Raw genomic sequence first — 22,572 nt, forward strand, 5'->3', positions numbered from 1 at the left:
CCGGCTTCATGCCGGCCTTTTTTCTTGTCTTAGCATCGTGCGCATTGCGAGGATCAGCGATGTCCACAACCGACCAACTCAATCAATTCGGCGCGAAGAATCTGCCTGGCTATCTGGGCATCGTCTTCACGCAAGCTGACCCCGCCGAGATCAAGGCCGAACTGGTGGTGCGCGAGGAACTGATGGCACCTAACGGCTATCTGCACGCCGGCAGCATCGTCACGCTGGCGGACAGCTGCGCCGGCTACGGCTGCATCGCCAACCTGCCGCCGGGCGCCGTGGGCTTCACGACCATCGAGCTGAAGTCCAACCACCTCAGCACGGCGCGCGAAGGCACCATCATGTGTGTGGCCCGGCCGGTTCACCTGGGAAAGACGACGCAGATCTGGGATGCGGTGGTGACGAACAAGGAGACTGGGAAGACGATGGCTTTGTTTCGGTGTACGCAGATGGTGTTGTATGGGAATTGAATTGGTGCGGGTTGCTTTCGCCTAGGTCCTTTCGACCCGGCGTAGTGCCGCGGGAATCCGCCCCGCGAAGGCGGGTAACTTTTCTCTGACGCGCCAGGAGGGTGTCGAAGAAGAAAGTTACCCGGCCGCCGGGACGGGCTCCCGGCAATGCACCGAGCAGACGCTATTTGGTCAGAGCGTCCAACAGCTTCTCGTGAATCCCACCAAAGCCGCCATTGCTCATGCACAGCAGATGGTCGCCCGGCTTGGCCGCCTTGACGACGGCAGCCACCAGCGCATCCACATCCGCGCCGACGAAGCCCTGGGCCCCCATCGGCGCCAACGCCTCCTTCGCGTCCCACGTCAGCCCCTGCTGATTGCAGAACGCCAAGTCCACTTCCTCCAGCGCCCACGGTAGCTGGGCCTTCATCGTTCCGAGCTTCATCGTGTTCGAGCGCGGCTCGAAGATGGCGAGGATGCGTTCGACCGGTGCGATGCGGCGGCGCAGGCCGTTGACGGTCGTGCGGATTGCCGTGGGGTGATGCGCAAAGTCGTCGTAGACCTTGATGCCTCGCACCTCACCGCGCAGTTCCATGCGCCGCTTGACGTTCAGGAACTCGGTCAGAGCCGCCGCCGATTGCTCGGGTGACACGCCGACATGCTCCGCTGCGGCGATCGCAGCCAGTGCATTCAGCTGGTTGTGCTCGCCCATCAGCCCCCACTCGACACGCGCCACCTTCAGGCTGCCGCGCAGCACGTCAAAAGCCTGAGGCTCGCCGCGGGCGCGCAGCATGCCGGCTTCTTCCTTCTTGGCGCCAAAGCGCAGCACCTCGCTCCAGCAGCCGCGCGCGATGACGCGCTGCAAGGCCTCCTCGCGGGCGTTGACGACCAGGCGGCCGCTGGCCGGCACGGTGCGCACGAGGTGATGGAACTGCGTCTCGATGGCGGCCAGGTCCGGGAAGATGTCGGCGTGGTCGTGCTCAAGGTTGTTCAGCACAGCCGTGCGCGGCCGGTAGTGCACGAACTTGCTGCGCTTGTCGAAGAAGGCGGTGTCGTACTCGTCCGCTTCGATGACGAAGGTCTTGCCCTCGCCGAGCCGCGCGGAGACGCCAAAGTTCTGCGGCACGCCGCCGACCAGGAAGCCGGGCTTCTGGCCCGCATGCTCCAGGATCCACGCCAGCATCGACGTCGTCGACGTCTTGCCATGCGTGCCGGCTACGGCCAGCACGTGGCGGCCCTGCAGCACGTGTTCCGCCAGCCATTGCGGGCCGGAAACATAGGGCAGGCCGGCGTCGAGGATGGCTTCCATCAACGGAAAGCGCTCGCCGCGGGTGATGACGTTGCCGATGACGAACACGTCGGGCTTCAATGCCAGCTGTTCCGCATCAAAGCCGGTGATGAGCTCGATGCCCAGGGCCTCGAGCTGGGTGCTCATCGGCGGGTAGACATTGGCGTCGCAGCCGGTGACCTTGTGGCCGGCTTCGCGTGCGAGCGCCGCGAGGCCGCCCATGAAGGTGCCGCAGATGCCGAGGATGTGGAGATGCATGTCAGCGCGCCACCAGGGGCGTCAAAGGATCAGCGCAGGGCGGTGCGCGCGGCCGTCAGCGTGGCGTCGATATCGGCGGGGCTGTGCGCCGCCGACACGAAGCCCGCCTCGTACAAGGCCGGAGCAAGATAGATGCCGGCGTCCAGCATGGCGTGGAAGAAGCGGTTGAAGCGCTCCTTGTCCGTCGTCATGACGGTGGTGTAGTTCTGCGGCAGTTCGGGCAGCAGGAAGAAGCCGAACATGCCGCCCTCGCAGTCGGCGCTGAACGGCACGCCGTTCTCGGCAGCAACCGCCTTGAGGCCATCGACGAGCTGGCGGGTCTTGACCGACAGCGATTCAAAGAAGCCGGGCTTCTGAATCTCGCGCAGCGTCGCCAGCCCGCAGGCCGTCGCCACCGGGTTGCCGGACAGCGTGCCGGCCTGGTAGACGCCGCCCAGGGGTGCCAGATGCTGCATGACCGCGCGCCGCGCGCCGAAGGCTGCCAGCGGCATGCCGCCGCCGATAACCTTGCCGAAGACCGAGATGTCGGGTGCAAAGCCGGGAATCAGCTTCGCGTAGTGGGCCTGCGCCGAGCCGAGGCCGACGCGAAAGCCCGTCATCACCTCGTCCAGCACCAGCAGGGCGCCGTGCTGGGTGCACAAGCGGCGCATGGCGCTCATGAAGGCGACCGACGAGCGCACGAAATTCATGTTGCCGGCGATGGGCTCGACGATGACGCAAGCCAGTTCGCTGCCGTGCTGGGCGAAGACGGCTTCCAATTGCTCGACGTTGTTGTACTCAAGAACGACCGTGTCGGCTGCCGCACCGGGCGTCACACCGGCGCTGGTCGGGTGGCCGAAGGTGGCCAGGCCCGAGCCGGCCTTGACCAGCAAGGCGTCGGTGTGGCCGTGGTAGCAGCCCTCGAACTTGATGAACTTGGCGCGGCCGGTGGCGCCGCGCGCCAGGCGGATGGCGCTCATGGTCGCCTCGGTGCCCGAGCTGACCAGGCGCACCTGGTCCATGCTGGGCACGAGCTTCAAGATCTCCTCGGCCAGCTCGATCTCGCGCTCGGTCGGCGCGCCGAAGGAGAAGCCCTCGGCTGCGGCCTTTGTGACTGCTTCGAGCACGGCCGGGTGGCCGTGGCCGAGGATCATCGGCCCCCAGGAGCCGATGTAGTCGACATAACGCTTGCCTTCGGCGTCATGGATGTAAGCGCCTTCGCCGCGCTGGATGAAGCGCGGCGTGCCGCCGACGGCGCGGAAGGCGCGCACGGGCGAATTCACGCCCCCGGGAATGACGCGCGCGGCGCGCTCGAAGAGCTCTGAATTGCTGGCCATGAGAGAAAAATCAGGAGATCAATGCATGCGCCGCGGCGTCTTGGGCGGCTGCTCGGGTTCGGGATCGGGCTCGAAGTCGGGCGGCTCGCCGCCTTCTTCGTCCGCCGCGGGCAGAGCCCAGAAGAAGCGGTCGGGGATGACGTTGCCCATGCCGGGACGGAACCCCGCGTCCAGCGACTGGTCCAGGAAGGACAGGGCTTCGCTGACGGCCGAGTGCAACTCTGCGCCCACCGACAGCAGCGCCGCGAGCGCCGCCGACAGCGTGTCGCCGGCGCCGACGAAGGCCGTCTCGAAGCGCTCGAACTTCTCGCCGGTGATGGGCCCTTGCGAGTTGGCCAGTACGTTGTCCACGAACTGGTTGGGCAGCTGGATGCCGGTCACCAGCACATGCTGGGCGCCGGCCTGGGCGGCGGCGACGGCCAGCTCGCGGGCCGACGGCGCGCGCTCGTTGTCCCAGTCGGGCAGCAGGAAGTCCGTCATGGTCTTGTGGTTGCCCACCAGCACGGCGGTCTGCGGCAGCACCAGCTCGCGCAGCGCGTCTAGATACTGCTGCTGGTCGTCCTCGTCGATCCAGGCGACGGAGGGTAGATAGGTCACCAGCGGCACGTCGGGGTAGTCGCTCAGCACCTCGGCCACTGCGCTGACAGCCTCGGCATTGCCCAGGAAGCCGACCTTCCAGGCCGTAATGGGCACGTCTTCCAGGATGTGGCGTGCCTGCTCGGCGACGGTGTCGGCGTCGAGGTTTTCATGCTCGAAGATTTCGGCCGTGTCGCGCAGCACGATGGCGGTGACGACGGGCAGGCAGTGCGCGCCCATGGCCGCAATCGTGGCCACATCGCCGGCCAAGCCGCCTGCGCCGGAGGCGTCGCTCGCATTGAAGCTCAGCACGCAAGCTGGCGGCGGGCTTTCCTGTTCGTCTTGGGCATCTTCGGCCGCGGGGTCGGTGGGGAGGGGTGTTGGGCTCATGTGGAAGTCATGGCGGTCGCGGCCAAATAGCAGCCGCAAAGCGTGGAGTCTGCCGCTAAAAGGGCGCTTCTGAGGCCCGGGGCACAGGCGTTTGCCCTCAGCATTGCGCTTTCGGGCCCTGGCTAGAATGATTCGATTGTAGTGAGCAAACTCTAAGCACCGTGAGCGAACCCAGTACCTGGATGTGCCTGATCTGTGGATGGATCTATGACGAAGCAGCGGGCGATCCGGAGCACGGCATCGCGCCGGGCACCGCCTGGGCCGACGTGGACATGAACTGGACCTGCCCCGACTGCGGCGCACGCAAAGAGGATTTTGAGATGGTGCGCATCTGACTCGGCCTCACAAGCCTCACAGGGGGCCGAAAGGGCCGGGCCCCGAGCTGAAGTTCCGAGGAGACGACGTTTGAACGAGCAAGTTTCCGGTGCAGGACCCACCCGCATCCTGGTCATCGACGACAGCAACACCATCCGCCGCAGCGCGGAGATCTTCCTGAAGCAGGGCGGCCATGAGGTGGCCCTGGCCGAGGACGGCTTCGATGCGTTGGCGAAGCTGGGCGACTTTCATCCCGATCTCGTGTTCTGCGACATCCTGATGCCCCGCCTGGACGGTTATCAGACCTGCGCCATCATCAAGCGCAACCCGCAGTTCTCGGGAGTGCCGGTGATCATGCTGTCGTCAAAAGACGGCCTCTTCGACAAGGCCCGCGGGCGCATGGTGGGCTCGCAGGACTATCTGACCAAGCCTTTCACCAAGGACCAGCTGCTTCAGGCGGTGCTCCAGCACCGTCGGCAAGAAGCGCGTACCTAAAGAGAACTGCCATGAGCATTCACAACATCCTGCTGGTTGACGATTCCAAGACCGAACTGCATGCCCTCTCGGAAATGCTGGGCAAGCGCGGCTTCACGGTCCGCACGGCCGAAAACGCCGAGGAGGCCATGAAGCGCCTGGCCGAGGCCAAGCCCGACCTGATCCTGATGGATGTCGTCATGCCCGGCCAGAACGGCTTCCAGCTGACGCGCGCCATCACCCGCGACGAGCGCTACATCGGCATTCCCATCATCATGTGCACGAGCAAGGGCCAGGAGACCGACAAGGTCTGGGGCATGCGCCAGGGCGCCAGCGACTACGTCGTCAAACCCGTCAAGGCCGAAGAGCTGCTGGCCAAGATCAAAGCCCTGGGCTGAAATGATGAGGCCCCCACGTTCACTTCGTTCACTGCCCCCCGCGGGGGCGCTTCATCGCCTTCGGGCGGCCGGGCGGCGCTGAGCATGGCAAACAAGACGGCACTCCGCGAACTCCAGCAGCGCTTGGCCGAGCGCATGGCGGCCGCGCGTGAGCAGACGCTCGTGGCGAACTGGCTCGCCGTGGAATGTGCCGGCGTCGGCCTGCTGTTCTCGCTGAAGCAGGCCAGCGAAATCTTCGCGCCCGTGCCCATCAAGCCGGTGCCCTATGCCAAGCCATGGCTGGCGGGCGTGGCCAACCTGCGCGGTGGCCTGTTCACCGTGGTCGACCTGGCCGTCTACCTGGGCCTGCGCGATCCCGCGCCCGGCCGCGCCGTGGCGGTGCAAAGCCGCCTGGTGTCGCTGGGCAGCGATCTGAACCTGAACTGCGCGCTGCTGGTGGACCGCCTCGCCGGCCTGCGCAGCGACGAGCAACTGCCGCTGGCTCCGCAACAGCCTGCCGGTCCTCTGCCGCGCTTTGCGGGCTCGCTGCGTCGCGACGAAACCGGTCGCAATTGGCAGGAAATCAATCTCGAAGCGTTGTCGCGGCAGGAGAATTTCCTGCACATCGTCGCGTGATGCGCGCATCTGTTTCCAAGCTTCAAGCCGCGTGCAAGTGCGGCACCACAAACACTGAAGGACGAGGGTGAGATGAGCCTGCTGGACAAAATCAGGGGAAAGTCCGAAGCCGATGACATGCCGCTGGCGCCGCCGGAAGGCGTCGACACGACCATCGATTCGCGCAGCAACGTCGGCTTCGACGCCACCCGCAACGCCGACTCCACCCTGGCCGGCGTCGAGATTCCCGCGCGAACCGAGGTGTATCCACGCACCGAGGCGCCGTCCATCATTTCGCAGGCCGTGCCCACCGAGCCGGGCCCGAACAGCGAGTTCCCGCCAAGCAGCACGATGAGCTTCGCGCCCACCACGCAGGCTGCCGACCCGACCATGCTGCCGCCCCGGGCGGCCACCGGTGCCGAGAAGCTGACCGATCTGTTCGGCCGCCATCGCCAGCGTGCGCTGACCGGCCTCGTCGTCCTTGGCCTGGTCGGCACGGCCGTGTCGGTCAGCCTGGTGCTGGCCAGTTCCAGCCGCAGCGCGGCCCAGGTGCGTGCCACCGGCCAGGCGCTGATGCACTCGCAGCGCATGGCCAAGTCCGTGTCCGCGGCCCTGGTCGGCAATCCAGCCGCCTTCGCGGAACTGCGCGAGTCGGTCAGCACGCTGAGCGGCGTCGTCAACAACCTGCGCACCGGTGAAGGCGACCTCGCGGTCGCGCCGGCCGCCGTGCAGCCGACGCTGGACATGGTCAAGCCGCTGGTTGAACGCGCCGAGAAGAACGGCAAGGTCGTGCAGTCGCAGGAAAAGATCCTGACCCAGGTCGGCCAGGCGCTGCGCGCCATCAACCGCCAGTCCAGCGACCTGCTGGAAAGCGCCGAGGCCGTGTCATCTCAAGCCCTGCAGATCGGCTCGTCGGCGGGTGAAGTCTCTGCCGTCGGCCAGCTCGTCATGCTGACCCAGCGTATCGGCAAGAGCGCCAACGAATTCCTGACCCAGGAAGGCGTCAGCCCCGAGGCGGTGTTCCTGCTGGGCAAGGACTTGAACTCCTTCAAGCTCATCACCGAAGCGCTCATCAGCGGCAGCCCCGAGCTGCGCCTGAACGCCGCGCGCGACCCGCAGCTGAAGGAACGCCTGCAGACCCTGCTCAAGCAGTACGAGCAGACCCGTACGCAAGCCTCGGCGATTCTGGGCAACCTGCAGGGCCTGGTGTCGGCACGTGAAGCGCAGACCGCCATCCTGAACGATTCCGAGCCGCTGCGTAAGGGCCTGGAGCAGGCCGCCGGCGAGCTGGAAAAGTCCGGCGGCGCGGGCTGGGGCCTGATCGCCTTCATGGTGCTGTCGCTGATCGCTCTGGTGCTCGGCGCCTTGGGCTTCCTGCGCCTGTTCGTGGCGGACCAGTCCGAGCGCGCCGCGCTTGCTGAAAGCCAGCGCCGTGAAGCCGAGGCCCAGGAGCAAGAGGCCAAGCGCGTCAACGACGCCAACCAGGCCGCCATTTTGCGGTTGATGAACGAACTGGCCAGCGTCGCTGAAGGCGACCTGACGCAACAGGCCACGGTGACGGAAGACATCACCGGCGCGATCGCCGACTCCGTGAACTACACGGTGGAGGAGCTGCGCAACCTGGTCGGCCAGGTGCAGGCGACGGCAGCGCGCGTGACCGACACGACAGGCGCGGTGGACCAGACGTCCACCGACCTGCTGGCCGCGTCCAAGGAACAGCTGCACGAGATCCGCGCCACCGGCGAGGCCGTGCTCGGCATGGCGAGCCGAATCACCGACGTGTCCGCGCAAGCGCAGACAACGGCCGGCGTTGCGCGCCAGAGCCGGCAGGCTGCCGAGCAGGGGCTCTCCGCGATGCAGAACAACATCGCCGGTATGAACACCATCCGCGACTCCATCCAGGAGACCTCCAAGCGCATCAAGCGCCTGGGCGAGTCGTCTCAGGAGATCGGCGAGATCACGGAGCTGATCTCGGACATTACGGAACAGACCAACGTGCTGGCCCTGAACGCCGCCATCCAGGCTGCGTCCGCTGGCGAAGCCGGTCGCGGCTTTTCCGTGGTTGCGGAAGAAGTGCAGCGCCTGGCGGAACGCTCGGGCGACGCGACGCGGCGAATCGCTGCGCTGGTCAAGACCATTCAGACCGACACCCACGATGCGGTGGCCGCCATGGAGCGGTCGACGCGCGGGGTGGTGGAAGGTACGCAGCTGTCTGACGCGGCCGGCAAGGCGCTGGAAGATATCGACAGCGTGTCCCGCCAGTTGGACAACCTGATCGGCCAGATCTCGACCCAGGCCCAGCAGGAAGCCGAGCACGCCAACGAGGTGGCCTCCAACATCCAGCACATCTTCGCGGTGACCGAGCAGACGTCGGAGGGCACGCGCTCCACCGCCCAGATGGTGCATGAGCTGTCGCGCTCTGCCGAGGCGCTGCGCACGTCCGTGTCCCGATTCAAGGTCGCCTGACATGGAGCCCCTCGCCCAGTCTTGCCGCGCTGGACGCGCGCAAGCCCAGTCGGTCCCCCGAGGGGACGGCGATGCTTGCCGGATCGACCGGCAAGCACATCGCCCATCGGGCCGGCTTGGGGCGGCCCGGCGCTCGGCCCGCAATACCAACATCTCAGGGCTGGCGCACGGCGCCATGAATCACTGACATGGACAGCTCCCTGCGAGACTCCGAACTCCCGGCCGACCTCAGCCCGCTGGCCTGGGTGCAGGAGGAGTTGCGCCGCTCCCTGGAGTCGGTGCACAAGACCCTGCGCCGCCTCGTGCGCGACACTGGCGACAACCGCCTCTCCGCCTTTGGCGGTGATGCCCAGCCCAGCGCGCCGCTGCAGCAGGCGGCCGCGCAGTTGCACCAGGTCAGCGGTGTGTTGTCGCTGGTCGGCTTGCCGGCCGGCGCCAGCGTGCTGCGCGCCGCCGAAGTGGCCGTCGCGCGCCTCGCCGAGCGGCCGCTGGAGGTCGAAGCCAGCACCGTCGACACCATCGAACGCGCCGACTTTGCCCTGCTGGCCTATGTCGCCCGCCTGCTGGCTGGCAACAAGACCTCTTCGCTGGCCCTCTACCCGGGCTATCGCGCGCTGCAGCAGCTCAACGGCGCTGAGCGCATCCATCCGGCCGACCTCTGGCAGTACGACTGGTCCTGGCGCAGCATTGCGCCCGAGGCCGGCGTGCCGCCGCGTTCGCCGGAGGCCGTGCGCGCGCCTTTTGAAGCCGCGCTGCTGCGCCATATGCGCGAGCCCAGCTCGCAGCATGCGGCCAATCTTTCCGGCCTGTGTGCTGGTCTGGCCGCGGCTTTGCCGGCTGGCACGACGCGCACGCTGTGGCAGCTCGCCGCCGCCGTCTTCGAAGGCCAGGCGCTCAAGCTGATTCCCAGCGACGGCTATGCCAAACGCCTGGGCTCCAAGCTGCTGCATGAACTGCGCCTCGTTGGCCATGGCGACCAGATGGACCCGGCGCGCGAACGCCTGGCCCAGGACCTGCTGTTCTTCTGCGCCCAGTGCCGCGTCACCCAGGGCGCTGGCCCGCGCCTGAAGGCGGTGCATGAAACCTATCGCCTCACCGACGAGCATGTCGGCGACTACGAGGACGCCAGCCTCGGGCGCATCGATCCCGCCTGGGTCGCGCAAGCCAAGCGCCGCGTGATTTCAGCCAAGGAAAGCTGGTCCAGCGCCGCCGAAGGCGACCAGCACCGCCTGGCCGGCCTGGACGAGCAGTTCGCCGGCCTGGCCGACTCGCTGACCCGCCTCTTCCCAAGCGGTGAAGTGCTGGCTCAGACGCTGCAGCGCGCCGTCGTCGCGACGCTGCGCTCGCGCAGCACGCCGCCGCCCGCGCTGGCCATGGAAATCGCCACCAGCCTGCTCTACGTCGAAGCCGCGCTGGAAGACGCCGCCTTCGACCAGCCCGAGCAAGCCGATCGCGTGCGCCGCCTGGCGCGCCGCGTCGAGGCCGTGGCCCATGGCCAGACGCCCGAGCCGCTGGAAGACTGGATGGAGGACCTGTACCGCCGGGTTTCCGACCGCCAGACATTGGGCAGCGTCGTGCACGAGCTGCGCGCCAGCCTGTCGGAAGTCGAAAAGCAGTGCGACGAATACTTCCGCGACCCGGCCCGGCGTGAACTGCTGATCCCCGTGCCCGGCCAGTTGCAGGCCATGCGCGGCGTGCTCAGCGTGCTCGGCCTGGACCAGGCCGCCCAAGCCACCGTCCGCATGCGCGACGAGGTCGACGGCCTGGCCAACACCGAGATCGATTTCGAGCGCGCCAGCGCCCGTGATGTGTTCGAACGCCTGGCCAACAACCTCGGTGCGTTGGGTTTCCTCATCGACATGCTCAGCGTCCAGCCTCAGCTGGCCAAACGCATGTTCCAGTTCGACGACGCCAGCGGCCGCCTGGACGCGGTCATGGGCCGCCGCGAAGGCGCCGTCGAGCTGCCGAGCTTCGAGGCCAGCGGCTTCCACGTCGACCTGGGCGACGAATCGCCCCAGACTGCCGCCCCCGCCGCTTACGACGCCACCCAGCCCTTGCGCATTGACCTGGGGACGCTGGACCTGCCCGACCTCAGTCTGCCCGATGTCGACCTGTCGCAGCCGGTTGCGCCCGCGCCGGCTCCCGCCGCTGTCGTTGCGCCGCCGCCGCCCGCGCCCAGCGTCGCGGACGACCCTGAGATGCGGGAGATCTTTCTCGAGGAAGCCGACGAGGTCATCGGCAACGCCCGGGCCGCGCTGGAAGAGCTGCGCCAGGCTCCCGCCGACCATGGTCAGCTCACCATCGTGCGTCGCGCCTTCCACACCCTCAAGGGCAGCGCCCGCATGGTCGGCCTGGATCCCTTCGGTGAAGGTGCCTGGGCCTGCGAACAGCTCTACAACGCCCGCCTCGCCGAAGCCACCCCGCAGGCGGACGCAGCCTTGCTGGGCTTCACCGCCGAGGCGCTGGACTACTTTGCCCACTGGCGCAACCAGATTGCCGGCACGGAGCCGGGCCTCGGCCTGCCCGACCCGGTGCGACGCAGTGCCGATTCGCTGCGCCTGCATGGCCAGCCGCTGCCTATTGCCGTTTCGGCGGCCGAGGCCGCTGAGACTGTCGGCGCCGCCGAAGTGGTGGAAGCCCAAGGCCTCGACCTGCCGCTGGACGCTGCGACCCCGGTCGAAGCCATCGAGCGTGGCTCAGAGGCCATGGCCGAGCCGGCCGCAGAACCCGTCGTCGCCGCGCTGCCGGCGGAGATGGAGGAGACGCCGCCGCTGGTGCCCGACTTTGTTCTCGAGCTGGGCGCACCGGCCAATGAGGCTTCCATCGAGGCCAACATCGACCTCGCCCTGCCCGAAGTCACGCTGGATCTCGATCCGACCGAACTGCCTGCCGAGCTGGTCAGCGAGTTCGGCGCCCACGCGCCGACCGAACCCCTGCCGCTGCCACCCACGCCGGATGAAGAACCGACCCTGGCCAACTTCGGCGTCGTGCTGGATCTGGACGAGGAGCCTGAGCCTGTCGTTGCCGCCGAGCCCCTGGCCGAGCCCCCGGTCCGGCCGGAGGAGTCCACGCTGGCCTTGCACAAGCTGCTCGAGGAGGATGAGGAGCCTGCCGCGCCGGTTCTCACGCTGGTCAGCCCTGCCGAGCCGGAGCCCGAGCCTGAACCCGAGCCGGCCGACCCCGACGAAGGCTTCAAGGTCATCGGCTCGCTGCGCATCAGCATCGCGCTGTTCAACATCTTCCTGAACGAGGCCGACGAGCTGTCGCGCAAACTGTCCATCGGCCTGGCCGAGTGGGCCGTCGAGCTCAGCCACCCGGTGCCACAGAGCTGCGAAGTGCAGGCTCATGCCCTGGCCGGCAATGCCGCCACGGTGGGCTACGAGGACCTTTCCATCCTGGCCCGGGAACTCGAGCACACCCTGGGTCGCGCGCATCGCGCCGTGCGCTACGAGCAGGCCGACGCCGACCTGTTCGTGCGCGCCGCCGACGACATCCGCCGCCTGCTGCACCAGTTCGCAGCCGGCTTCCTGAAGCCCAACGATCCCGAGGTCGTTGCGCAACTGCATGCCTACGAGCCGCAGGAAGAGGCCTTCACGGCGTCCGCGCCGCTGGACGCGCTGCCTTTGCCGGCCCTGCACGACACCCTTGCCGGCGATCTGGACGACCAGGTCACCGTGGCTGCTGATTTGCCGGAGCCCGGCGTCGACCTTGTCGACTTCGTCGATCTGGCCGAACCCGTCATTGAGCCCGTCGCCGTGCCGATCGCGGAGACGGTTGCCGAGGCTGCGCCGGAAACCGAGCCTGCCCCGCTGTTGGCGGCCGAGGATGAGCCCGAGCCGGGCCTGCCCGACCACATCGAACCCGACCTCTATCCCATCTTTGAAGAGGAAGGCCGCGACCTGCTAGAACAACTGCACGGTGCGCTGCGCGACTGGCTGGCCCATCCGGGCGAGCTGGGCCGCTCCGACGCCTGCATGCGTGCTCTGCACACCTTCAAGGGCGGCGCCCGCCTGGCCGGCGCCATGCGCCTGGGCGAGCAGGCTCACAACCTCGAGTCCGCCATCGAGAACCTGCTGAGGGCCGGCAGCGCCGATCACGGCCAGGTCCAGGCGTTGCAGCATGAGGGTGATGCCCTCGAGCACGCCTTCGAGGAACTCGGTCGCCGGCTCGCATCCGCGGCCGTGCCCGCCGTCATCGCCCCACCGCCGCCCGCGCCCGCGCCCGCTGCCAAGCCGCCGGTCGTTGTCGAGGCGGCTGCACCGGCGCCCGAATCCGACCGCCCGCTCGCCGAGATTGCCCAGGCCGATGTGCGGCCGGTCGCATCCACCTTCGTCGAGAAGCCCGTCGAACCGGCGCGCGAAATCGACTGGAGCCGCTTCACCGACACCGCCGAGATCGCTGCCGGCAGCGACAACCTCGCCATCGGCCAGGCCCTGGTGCGTGTGCGCGGCAGCCTGCTGGAGCGCATGGCCACGCAGGCCGGTGAGGTCAGCATCCGCCGTGCGCGGATGGAGTCCGAGCTGGTCCAGATGAAGGGCGCGCTGCTTGACCTGGACGACAACCTGGAGCGCCTGCGCGCCCAGCTGCGCGAGCTGGATCTGCAGGCCGAGGCCCAGATGCACGCCCAGCAAGAGGCGGCGCAGCAGGGCGGTCGCGAGTTCGACCCGCTGGAGTTCGACCGCTACACGCGCTTCCAGGAACTGACCCGCATGCTGACCGAGTCGGTCGGTGACGTGGCCACGCTGCAGCGCACACTGGGCCGCAACGTCCAGACCGGCGAAGACGAGCTGGCCGCGCAGTCGCGGCTGACGCGCGAGCTGCAGGACGACCTGCTGCGCACGCGCCTCGTCGACTTCGACAGCATCGGCGAGCGCATGCACCGCGTCGTGCGGCAGGCTGCCCGCGATGCCGGCAAGCAGGTCAAGCTGGAGATCACCGGCGGCCAGACCGAACTGGACCGCTCGGTACTGGAGCGCACGGCAGGTGCCTTCGAGCATCTGCTGCGCAACAGCGTCGCTCACGGCATCGAGTCGCCCGAGGTGCGCACGGCTTCGGCCAAGGACCCGGTCGGCACGTTGCGCATCGAGGTCAGCCAGCACGGCAACGAAGTGCTGCTGAATTTCTCCGACAACGGCGCCGGCCTCAACCTCGGACGCATCCGCGAGCGCGGCCTGCAGCTCGGGTTGATCTCGCCCGACGCCGAGCCTGACGACGCGCAGCTCAAGCGCCTGATCTTCGCGCCGGGCTTCTCCACGGCCAGCCAGGTCACCGAGCTGAGCGGCCGCGGCATCGGCATGGACGTCGTGCGCGCCGAGGTTGGCACGCTCGGCGGCAGCATCGAAACCACGTCGACAGCCGGGCAGGGCACCAGCTTCCTGCTGCGCCTGCCGCTCACCACGGCGCTGACCCAGGTCGTGCTGCTGAAGAGCGCCGACCAGGTCATCGCGGTCCCCGCGGCGCTGATGCAGTCGGTGCAGCGCGTGCCTGTGGATGCAGTCGAGGCCGCCTATGCCACCGGCAAGCTGCAGCATGGCGGTGTCGAAATGCCCTTCTACTGGCTCGGCGGCCTGCTCGGCCACGCGGGTCGTGGCCATGTCCATGGCCGCCACACCCACGTGGTGCTGGTGCGTAGCGCCCAGGGTGCACTGGCCCTGCATGTGGATGAGGTCGTCGGCAACCAGGAAGTCGTCGTCAAGAACCTCGGCGCCCAGCTCAACCGTGTACCGGGCCTGGCAGGCATCAGCCTGCTGGCCTCGGGCGAGGTGGCGCTGATCTACAACGTCGTGGCACTCGCCGACTGGTACGGCCTCGACGCCCAGGCCCGCCTGGCGGCGGCCCATGCCATGTCGCTGGGCGAAGCGCCGCAGCAGGCCGCACCGGTCGTCGAGACGGTGACGCAGGCGCCGCTCGTCCTCGTCGTCGACGACTCGCTGACGGTGCGCCGCGTGACCCAGCGCTTCCTGGAGCGCGTCGGCTTGCGCGTCATGCTGGCCAAGGATGGCCTGGATGCGATGGAGAAGCTGTCGGGCGACGAGTTGCCTTCGGTGGTACTGTCCGACATCGAAATGCCTCGCATGGACGGTTTCGACCTGGTGCGCAATATGCGCGCCGACTCGCGGCTGGCTGCTCTGCCCGTCATCATGATCACTTCGCGCATTGCCCAGAAGCACCGCGACTACGCGGCTCAGCTGGGTGTCGACCACTATCTGGGCAAGCCTTACGATGAGGAGTATCTGCTCGGGCTGATCCGGCAGTTCACCCAGCAGGCCGTGCCGGCCTGAGCACCCGCCCCATGTCCCAGGTTGTCGACCATCTTGCCGAACTGACCGGTTTTCGTGACCGGGACGTCATGGACGTCACCCTGGTCATGGCGTTGCGTGACCTGCTGGAGCCCGAGTCCGTCGCGATCTACCGCAGCGTTGGCGAGCCGGGCGACGAACGCTGGCTGACCCGCGCCCATCTGCGCGCAGGTGATGCGGTCGCGTCGGCCGACCCGCTGTGGGCCAAGCCGAACGCATTGCCGAAGGCGACCGACCATCCGCTGCGTCTGGAGGCCATGCGCAGCCGCAGCGTCACCCAGGTGGCCCAGGGTGGCCAGTGGTTGTATCTTTTTCCGATTGCCACCGATCGCGACGTCATCGGCGTCATCGAGATCCTGTCCACGCGGCGCCTTGGCACCGGTGCGCAGCGCATGGTCAGCAGCGTGCTGCGGATCTATCACAACTTCCAGGGCCTGCTCGACTACTCCGAGCGTGACACGCTGACGGGGTTGTTGAACCGCAAGACCTTCGACGAGAGCTTCCTGAAGGTGCTGTCGGACATCCCGACGCGTGCCGACGTGACGCACGAGGCCGAGGACCGTCGCCACGAGACGGCCATCCAACACTATGTGCTCGGCGTGATCGACATTGATCACTTCAAGACCGTCAATGACCGCTTCGGGCACCTGATCGGCGACGAAGTGCTGTTGTTGCTGTCGCGCCTGATGCGCGGCTCTTTCCGCTTTCACGACATGCTCTATCGCTTCGGCGGCGAGGAGTTCGTCGTGCTGATGCGCTGCGACGAAGAGATCCACGCGGGCGAGGCCTTCGAGCGCCTGCGCCTGAATACCGAACGCTATGCCTTCCCGCAGGTCGGCCGCATCACCGTCAGCATCGGCTTCACCGAGGTGCGACCGGGCGACGGGCCGGCCGATGCGTTCGAGCGCGCCGACAAGGCGGTCTATCACGCCAAGGGCCATGGCCGCAACCAGGTCCACAACTACGCGGCCCTGGTGGCCAGCGGCGTGATCCAGGAATCGGCACAGCTCAGCGACGTCGAGCTGTTCTGAAGCCGCCGCGCTGAAGCATTCGTCACCCGCGCAAGACCGCAGGCTGACCTTTTTGCTCTCCGTTCATCGCCTGACGACGGCGTAGCGGGCCAGCGTGCGCTCCCGTGCGATGGCGTGGTCGACGATGGGGCGCGGGTAGACGCTGCCCTGCATCTGCAGCGGCGCGCGCGTCCAGGGCTCGTGGATGGTCTTGGCCGGTAGCTCCGCCAGTTCGGGGCAGTAGCGGCGGATGAAGCGGCCCTGCGCGTCGAACTTCTCGCTCTGGCTCACCGGGTTGAAGATGCGGAAATAGGGCTGGGCGTCGCAGCCGCTGCTGCTGGCCCACTGCCAGCCACCGTTGTTGGCCGCGAGGTCGAAGTCCAGCAGTTGCTGCGCGAAATAAGCCTCGCCGCGTTGCCAGGCGATGCCGAGATCCTTGGTCAGGAAGCTGGCTGTCACCATGCGCAGGCGGTTGTGCATATAGCCCGTCTGGTTGAGCTGGCGCATGGCGGCGTCCACCAGCGGGTAGCCGGTGCGGCCCTCGCACCAGGCGGCGAACAGCGCGTCGGCTTCAGCGCCCGTCTCCCAACGGATGGCGTCGTACTCGGGCTTGAAGGCCGCCGTCATCGCATGCGGGTGGTGGTGCATGACCTGGTGATAGAAGTCGCGCCAGATCAGCTCCGACAGCCAGATCTCGGCGCCATGGTCGCCGCCCAGCATCCGCTGGTGCGCGATGCGCGCCAGGCGCCGGATCGACACCGTACCGAAGCGCAGGTGCACGCTCAGATAGCTCGGCCCCTTCATCGCCGGGAAGTCACGCCTGCTGTCATACGCGTCGATGCGGTCCAGGAAGTCCTCCAGCAGCGCTTCGGCGCCGCGGCTGCCGCGGCCGACGTGGTCGGTCAGCCCAGCGGCCCGGAAGGCGATGTCTTCGAGTGCGGGGACGCCCTTGGCCAGGGCGCTGTCTGCCAGGGCATGCGCATGGCGCTCCACCGGGTAGCTGCTGAGGTAGAACTCGTCGACCTTGCGCAGCCAGGCGTTCTTGTAGGGCGTGAACACGCCATACGGCCCGCCGGCGGCGGTCATCACCTCGCGGCGCTCGAAGATGACATGGTCCTTGAAAGTGCGCAGCTCGGCGTTGCAGGGCTTGAGCAGGTCGGCAACCCGCGCGTCGCGCATCAGCGCCTGCGGTTCGTCGTCGTGGTTGGTGAACACGGCCTGCACGCCGAGCTCGGCCGCCAGGCGCGGGATCTCGTCGGCCGCAAAGCCATGCCGCACGATCAGCGCGCCGCCGAGCTTGCGCAGATCCTCGTCCAGCACCTGCAGCGCGCCCAGGATGAACTCGACACGCCGGTCTGCGCGGGGCAGGGCGTCGAGGATGTCGCGGTCCAGGATGAAGGCGCAGGAAACCTGGTCGGCGACCTTCAGCGCCTGGTACAGCGCGGCCTGATCGGCCACGCGCAAGTCGCGGCGGAACCAGACGAGCGCACGGTCGATGCGGATGGTCATGACCAGCAGAATAAAATGTCTTTCATGCCCGCCGACCGGATCGTCCTGACCAACCAGTTCCTCATCGCCATGCCTGGCATGGCCGACGAGGCCTTCGCAGGCACGGTGGTCTACCTCTGCGAGCACAACGACAACGGCGCCCTGGGCCTCGTCATCAACAAACCCATCTCTCTGACGCTGGGCAATCTGTTCGAGAAGGTCGAGCTCAGCCCACCCGCGGAACCGCTGGCCGACAGCCCCGTCTTCTACGGCGGCCCGGTGCAAACCGACCGGGGTTTCGTGCTGCACGAGCCGCTGGACGAGGAGGGCGGCCACTACAACGCCACGTTGGCCGTGCCTGGCGGCCTGGAGATGACCACCAGCCGCGACGTGCTGGAGGCCCTGTCCAATGGCGCCGGCCCCAGAAAGATCTTCGTCACCCTCGGCTACAGCGGCTGGGCCGCGGGCCAGCTCGAAGAGGAAATCGGCCGCAATGGTTGGCTGACGGTCGACGCGGCGCCCGAGATCATCTTCGACACGCCGGTCGAGCAGCGCTACGAGCGCGCGCTGGCGCTGCTGGGGGTGGACCCGCGCATGCTCAGCTCGGACGCGGGGCACGCATGATGGCGGCCTTGGCGCCGTCGCATCAGATCTTTCTTGCTTTTGATTTCGGCACCCGTCGCATCGGCGTGGCCTCGGGCACGCGCCTGCTCGGTTCGGCCGAGCCGCGCGGTACCCTCAAGAGCGGCGACTTTGACGCGATTGCCGCCCTCGTCAAGACCTGGCAACCCGACGCCCTCGTCATCGGCGTGCCGCGCCATCCCGACGGAGCGCCTCACGAGATGACGGCCAAGGCACAGAATTTCGGCCGCCGGCTGGCCGGGCGCCATCACCTGCCGGTCTTCGAGGTGGACGAGCGCTACACCAGCGTCGAAGCCGAGGCCGAAGGCGCGCACGACGTGGATGCCGCGGCCGCCGCCCTGATCCTTGAACAATTTTTCCGGGAACACCCATGAGTGACCTCAAGCTGGATGCTGAAGGCCTGTACCTTGAACTCAAGCGCGGCGTGCAGCGGCTGCTGACCGCCGACACCGCCCTCGTCGGCATCTGGAGCGGCGGCGCCTGGCTGGCCGAGCGCCTGGCCGTTGACCTGGGCCTGGCCGACGCCGGCACCATCTCCAGCGTGCTGCACCGCGACGACTTCGGCTCACGGGGCCTGGCCAAGGCCGACCACACCTCGCTGCCTTTCGACGTCAACGGCCGCGACATCCTGCTCATCGACGACGTGCTCTACACCGGCCGCACGACGCGGGCCGTGCTCAACGAGTTGTTCGATTTCGGCCGCCCGGAGAGCGTGCAGCTGGCGGTGCTGGTGGACCGCGGCGGGCGGCAACTGCCGATCGAGCCGGCATTCTCTGCGGCCCGCGTCACGCTGAACAGCGAGCAAAGCCTGCGCCTGGCGCGCAAAGACGATGGCCGATTCGCGTTCGAGGTGAAGTGATGCTCAGCAAGCGAAATCCCCAGCTCAACAAGCACGGCGAGCTCATCCACCTGCTGTCCACCGAAGGCCTGCCGCGTGCGGTCATGGAGCAGATCCTGGACACGGCCGGCAGCTTCCTCTCGGTCAACGACCGCGAGGTCAAGAAGGTGCCGCTGCTGCGCGGCAAGTCGGTGTTCAACCTGTTCTTCGAGAACAGCACCCGCACCCGCACCACCTTCGAGATCGCTGCCAAGCGATTGAGCGCCGACGTCATCAACCTCGACATCGCGCGCTCCTCCACCGCCAAGGGCGAGACGCTGCTGGACACGGTGGCCAACCTCAGCGCAATGCACGCCGACATGTTCGTCGTGCGCCACAGCGAGAGCGGCGCGCCCCACCTGATCGCCCAGCATTGCGCGCCGCATGTGCACGTGGTGAATGCCGGCGACGGCCGGCACGCACACCCGACGCAGGGCCTGCTGGACATGTACACGATCCGGCACTTCAAGAAGGACTTCCGCAACCTGACGGTGGCCATCGTCGGCGACATCGTCCACTCGCGCGTCGCCCGCTCCGACATCCACGCGCTCAACATCCTCGGCGTGCCCGAGATCCGCGCCGTCGGCCCCAAGACCCTGGTGCCGGGCGACCTGCGCGACATGGGCGTGCGCGTCTGCCACGACATGGCCGAGGGCGTGAAGGGCGCTGACGTCATCATCATGCTGCGCCTGCAGAACGAGCGCATGAACGGCGGCATGCTGCCCAGCAGCGGCGAGTTCTTCAAGCACTTCGGCCTGACACCCGACAAGCTGGCCCTGGCCAAGCCCGACGCCATCGTCATGCACCCCGGGCCGATCAACCGCGGCGTCGAGATCGCGTCCGAGGTGGCCGACGGCAAGAGCAGCGTCATCCTGCCTCAGGTGACATTCGGCATCGCTGTCCGAATGGCTGTCATGGCCATCCTTGCCGGGAACGAAGCATGAAGATCCTGATCAAAGGCGGCCGGCTGATCGACCCGGCATCCAGTCTCGACCGCATCGGCGACGTCGCCATCGCCAATGGCCGCATCGTGCACCTGGGGGATGTAGGCGACTTCGTTGCCGACCGCACCGTGGACGCGACCGGCCTCATCGTCGCGCCCGGCCTCGTCGACCTGTGCGCCCGGCTGCGCGAGCCCGGGCACGAGCATGAAGGCCTGCTCGAAAGCGAACTCGCCGCCGCGGCCGCTGGCGGCGTGACCAGCCTGGTCTGCCCGCCCGACACCGACCCGGTGCTGGACGAGCCCGGCCTGGTGGAGATGCTGAAGTTCCGCGCCCGCAAGCTGAGCCGCTGCCGCCTGTTTCCGCTCGGCGCGCTGACGCGCCAGTTGAACGGCACCGCGCTGACCGAGATGGCCGAGCTGACCGAGGCTGGCTGCATCGGCTTCTCGCAGGCCGAGGTGCCGATCAAGGACACGCTGGTGCTGAGCCGCGCGCTTCAATACGCCGCCACCTATGGCTACACGGTCTGGCTGCGCCCGCTGGATGCCTACCTGGGTGGCGGCGTCGCGGCCAGCGGCGCGGTCGCGACGCGGCTGGGCCTGTCCGGCGTGCCAGTTAGCGCCGAGACGGTGGCCCTGCACACCGTTTTTGAATTGGTCCGCGCCACGGGCGCCCGTCTCCATATCTGCCGCCTCAGTAGCGCCGCCGGCGTCGAGCTGGTGCGCGCGGCCAAGCGCGAGGGCCTGCCGGTCACGGCCGACGTGTCCATCAATTCCCTGCACCTGAGCGACGTCGACATCGGCTACTTCGACTCGGCCATGCGCTTGACGCCGCCGCTGCGCCAGGGCCGTGACCGCGACGCGCTGCGCGCCGGCCTGGCCGACGGCACCATCGACGCGCTGGTGTCTGACCACATGCCCGTCACGACCGACGAGAAGGCCGTGCCCTTCGCTGAGGCCACGCCGGGCGCCACGGGCCTGGAGTTGTTGCTGAGTCTGGCGCTGCGCTGGGCCAAGGATGCCGAGTTGCCCCTGCAGCGGGCACTCGCCGTCGTCACCGCGGAGCCAGTGCGTGTGCTTGGCAGCGCACTGGGTTCACTGTCCGCCAGCGCGGGTCGCCTGGTGGAAGGCGGCGTCGCCGACGTCTGCGTGTTCGACGCGAACGCGAGCTGGTCGGTCACGCCCGAGGCGCTCGCCAGCCAGGGCAAGCACACGCCGTTCGCCTTCGCCTCCAGCGGCTTCGAGCTGCCAGCCAAAGTGCGCTGCACGCTGGTCGCAGGCCACATCGCCTACGAGGCCTGATGAGCGCCTGGATCGCCACTTGGCGCCTCGCGCGCCTTGTGCCGCATGTGCTGCACGGCCTGTGGATCGTCAGGCGCCGCTTCGAGCTGCTGACGACGGCCGAGCGGCACGGGCTGATCCAATGGTGGTCGGTCAAGACGCTGCGCATCCTCGGCATCGCGCTGAAGTCCGAGGGGCAAGCCCTGCCCACGGGTCATCTGGCGGTGGCCAACCATGTCTCATGGCTGGACATCGCCGCCGTCCACGCGGTGCTGCCGCAGGCGCGCTTCGTGTCCAAGGCGGACGTGAAGCACTGGCCGGTGGTCGGCGCCCTCGTCGAAGGCGCCGGCACGCTCTTCATCGAGCGCGCCAGCAAGCGCGACGCGTTGCGCGTCGTTCACCAGACGGCTGCGGCATTGCAGGCGGGCGATTGCGTGGCCGTCTTTCCGGAAGGCACGACCGGCGCGGGCCCCGAGCTGCTGCCCTTCCACGCCAATCTGCTGCAGGCGGCGGTGTCGACGGGGGCGCCCGTGCTGCCGGTCGTGCTGCGCTGGCACGGACCGGGCGAGCGATTCAGCAGCTCCGCCCGCTTCATTGGTGACACGACTCTGGTACAGAGCCTGTGGCGCATCGCCTCGGCCAAAGGCCTGGGCGTCGACGTTCAGATCCTGCCCAGCGTGATGACAGAAGGCCAGGACCGCCGCGCCCTCGGCGAGGCGTTGCGCGCGGCGATCAGCGCGCGGCTCTGAGCCAGGCCAGGCCGGCCGAGGTCGCGCCGCGCGGGCGGTATTCGAGGCCGATGGCGCCGGGCCAGGCGCGTTCGTCCAGCAGCGTGAACTCAGCGGCGTAGTCGCCCGCCTCGGGTTCATGGCGTCCGTTGACGCCGGCGACCTGTACATGGCCCAGCAGGCCCAGATCCAGCGCCCTGGCCAGATGCATCAGCGATTCGCCCTCCGCGACGCGGCAGTGGTAGAGGTCGAGCTGCAGTTGCACGCGCGGCGTGTTCAAGGTCGCCAGCAGCGCGAGCGCCTGGGCCTGGCGGTGCAGAAAATAGCCAGGCATGTCGCGGCGGTTGATGGGCTCGACAACCAGGGGCAGGGGCGACTGCTCGGCGGCCCAGCCGAGGTTGGCCAGCCAGGTTGAGCGGTGCTCCGGCGCGTCCTCGGCCAGGCCTGACAGCAGATGCACGCGGGCCGCGCCGAGGCGGTGAGCCAAGTCCAGGCCGCGCAGTGTCGCGTCGCGAAACTCAGCCTCGCGGCCGGGCAGGGCGGCGAAGCCGCGCTCGCCGACGGCCCAGTCGCCGGCAGGGGCGTTGATGAGGACGACCTTCAGCCCCGCCAGCGCGGCCGTCAGCGGTGGGCGGTCGTGCAGATGCGGTTGCTGCAGCTCGACGGCGGCAAATCCGTCGGCCCGTGCCACCGCCGGCCGGTCGAGATAGGCGTGCTCGGTGTAGAGCCAATCGAGATTGGCTGCGAAGCGTGGCGGGATCACTGCGATTGCGCTGCCAGGGC

General features: G+C 68.1%; 19 protein-coding genes. 14 read left to right on the forward strand and 5 right to left on the reverse strand.

The window, feature by feature from the left end; translation table 11 throughout:
- Positions 1-59 precede the first annotated feature (59 nt).
- Entirely contained in the window at positions 60-470 is a 411-nt protein-coding gene (locus ASC95_RS00075; RefSeq protein ID WP_057295784.1) for a PaaI family thioesterase, read from the forward strand.
- Between the two features lie 163 nt (positions 471-633).
- Here the strand turns inward: ASC95_RS00075 and mpl are convergent, their stop codons facing one another.
- From mpl to ASC95_RS00090, 3 genes are read right to left on the reverse strand one after another with little or no spacing between them, the layout of a single operon-like run.
- Positions 634-1,995, reverse strand: coding sequence for a UDP-N-acetylmuramate:L-alanyl-gamma-D-glutamyl-meso-diaminopimelate ligase (mpl, locus tag ASC95_RS00080; protein ID WP_057295785.1), 1,362 nt, complete (start codon positions 1,993-1,995; stop codon positions 634-636).
- A gap of 29 nt (positions 1,996-2,024) precedes the next feature.
- Positions 2,025-3,311, reverse strand: a complete 1,287-nt coding sequence (hemL, locus tag ASC95_RS00085; RefSeq protein ID WP_057295786.1) for a glutamate-1-semialdehyde 2,1-aminomutase — start codon at positions 3,309-3,311, stop codon at positions 2,025-2,027.
- A gap of 18 nt (positions 3,312-3,329) precedes the next feature.
- A complete protein-coding gene (locus ASC95_RS00090; protein WP_057296986.1) occupies positions 3,330-4,277 on the reverse strand; it encodes a bifunctional hydroxymethylpyrimidine kinase/phosphomethylpyrimidine kinase in 948 nt (315 codons plus the stop codon).
- Positions 4,278-4,459: 182 nt separating this feature from the next.
- Here ASC95_RS00090 and ASC95_RS00095 point away from each other — a divergent pair, with 182 nt between their 5' ends.
- The 7 genes from ASC95_RS00095 to ASC95_RS00125 all read left to right on the forward strand — a co-directional run bounded on the left by ASC95_RS00095 (position 4,460) and on the right by ASC95_RS00125 (position 15,854).
- Positions 4,460-4,612, forward strand: a complete 153-nt coding sequence (locus ASC95_RS00095) for a rubredoxin (RefSeq protein ID WP_056199756.1) — start codon at positions 4,460-4,462, stop codon at positions 4,610-4,612.
- A 70-nt stretch (positions 4,613-4,682) separates the two neighbouring features.
- Positions 4,683-5,087, forward strand: coding sequence for a PleD family two-component system response regulator (locus ASC95_RS00100; protein WP_056199476.1), 405 nt, complete (start codon positions 4,683-4,685; stop codon positions 5,085-5,087).
- An 11-nt stretch (positions 5,088-5,098) separates the two neighbouring features.
- Positions 5,099-5,464: a response regulator transcription factor gene (locus ASC95_RS00105; RefSeq protein ID WP_056199473.1), complete on the forward strand. Its 366-nt coding sequence runs from the start codon at positions 5,099-5,101 to the stop codon at positions 5,462-5,464.
- A gap of 84 nt (positions 5,465-5,548) precedes the next feature.
- Positions 5,549-6,079 (forward strand): chemotaxis protein CheW, encoded by a 531-nt coding sequence (locus ASC95_RS00110; protein ID WP_057295787.1) that lies wholly within the window; start codon positions 5,549-5,551, stop codon positions 6,077-6,079.
- 72 nt (positions 6,080-6,151) lie between these two features.
- Positions 6,152-8,524, forward strand: a complete 2,373-nt coding sequence (locus tag ASC95_RS00115; protein ID WP_057295788.1) for a methyl-accepting chemotaxis protein — start codon at positions 6,152-6,154, stop codon at positions 8,522-8,524.
- 188 nt (positions 8,525-8,712) lie between these two features.
- Positions 8,713-14,805 (forward strand): Hpt domain-containing protein, encoded by a 6,093-nt coding sequence (locus tag ASC95_RS00120; protein ID WP_057295789.1) that lies wholly within the window; start codon positions 8,713-8,715, stop codon positions 14,803-14,805.
- Positions 14,806-14,816: 11 nt separating this feature from the next.
- Positions 14,817-15,854, forward strand: a complete 1,038-nt coding sequence (locus ASC95_RS00125; RefSeq protein ID WP_057295790.1) for a GGDEF domain-containing protein — start codon at positions 14,817-14,819, stop codon at positions 15,852-15,854.
- 63 nt (positions 15,855-15,917) lie between these two features.
- Here the strand turns inward: ASC95_RS00125 and ASC95_RS00130 are convergent, their stop codons facing one another.
- Entirely contained in the window at positions 15,918-17,342 is a 1,425-nt protein-coding gene (locus ASC95_RS00130; RefSeq protein ID WP_057295791.1) for a deoxyribodipyrimidine photo-lyase, read from the reverse strand.
- A 24-nt stretch (positions 17,343-17,366) separates the two neighbouring features.
- On the opposite strand from ASC95_RS00130, the gene ASC95_RS00135 reads away from it, so the two are divergent.
- From ASC95_RS00135 to ASC95_RS00160, 6 genes are read left to right on the forward strand one after another with little or no spacing between them, the layout of a single operon-like run.
- A complete protein-coding gene (locus tag ASC95_RS00135) occupies positions 17,367-17,945 on the forward strand; it encodes a YqgE/AlgH family protein (RefSeq protein WP_056199455.1) in 579 nt (192 codons plus the stop codon).
- The gene (gene ruvX / locus ASC95_RS00140) at positions 17,942-18,337 is read left to right on the forward strand and encodes a Holliday junction resolvase RuvX (RefSeq protein WP_057295792.1); all 396 of its coding nucleotides are present in this window, start codon (positions 17,942-17,944) and stop codon (positions 18,335-18,337) included. The genes ASC95_RS00135 and ruvX overlap by 4 nt, the downstream gene beginning before the upstream one ends.
- Complete coding sequence (gene pyrR, locus ASC95_RS00145) at positions 18,334-18,822, forward strand: bifunctional pyr operon transcriptional regulator/uracil phosphoribosyltransferase PyrR (RefSeq protein WP_057295793.1); 489 nt, start codon at positions 18,334-18,336, stop codon at positions 18,820-18,822. The genes ruvX and pyrR overlap by 4 nt, the downstream gene beginning before the upstream one ends.
- The gene (locus ASC95_RS00150) at positions 18,822-19,784 is read left to right on the forward strand and encodes an aspartate carbamoyltransferase catalytic subunit (protein ID WP_057295794.1); all 963 of its coding nucleotides are present in this window, start codon (positions 18,822-18,824) and stop codon (positions 19,782-19,784) included. The genes pyrR and ASC95_RS00150 overlap by 1 nt, the downstream gene beginning before the upstream one ends.
- The gene (locus tag ASC95_RS00155) at positions 19,781-21,082 is read left to right on the forward strand and encodes a dihydroorotase (protein ID WP_057295795.1); all 1,302 of its coding nucleotides are present in this window, start codon (positions 19,781-19,783) and stop codon (positions 21,080-21,082) included. The genes ASC95_RS00150 and ASC95_RS00155 overlap by 4 nt, the downstream gene beginning before the upstream one ends.
- Positions 21,082-21,810: a 1-acyl-sn-glycerol-3-phosphate acyltransferase gene (locus ASC95_RS00160; protein ID WP_057295796.1), complete on the forward strand. Its 729-nt coding sequence runs from the start codon at positions 21,082-21,084 to the stop codon at positions 21,808-21,810. Before ASC95_RS00155 ends, ASC95_RS00160 begins: the two co-directional genes overlap by 1 nt.
- On the opposite strand, the gene ASC95_RS00165 is transcribed toward ASC95_RS00160, so the two are convergent.
- Positions 21,794-22,552, reverse strand: coding sequence for a hydroxypyruvate isomerase family protein (locus ASC95_RS00165; RefSeq protein WP_235537644.1), 759 nt, complete (start codon positions 22,550-22,552; stop codon positions 21,794-21,796). The genes ASC95_RS00160 and ASC95_RS00165 overlap by 17 nt on opposite strands.
- Positions 22,553-22,572: the final 20 nt, after the last annotated feature.

This window comes from Pelomonas sp. Root1217 (assembly GCF_001425705.1).
Lineage (GTDB): Bacteria > Pseudomonadota > Gammaproteobacteria > Burkholderiales > Burkholderiaceae_C > Pelomonas.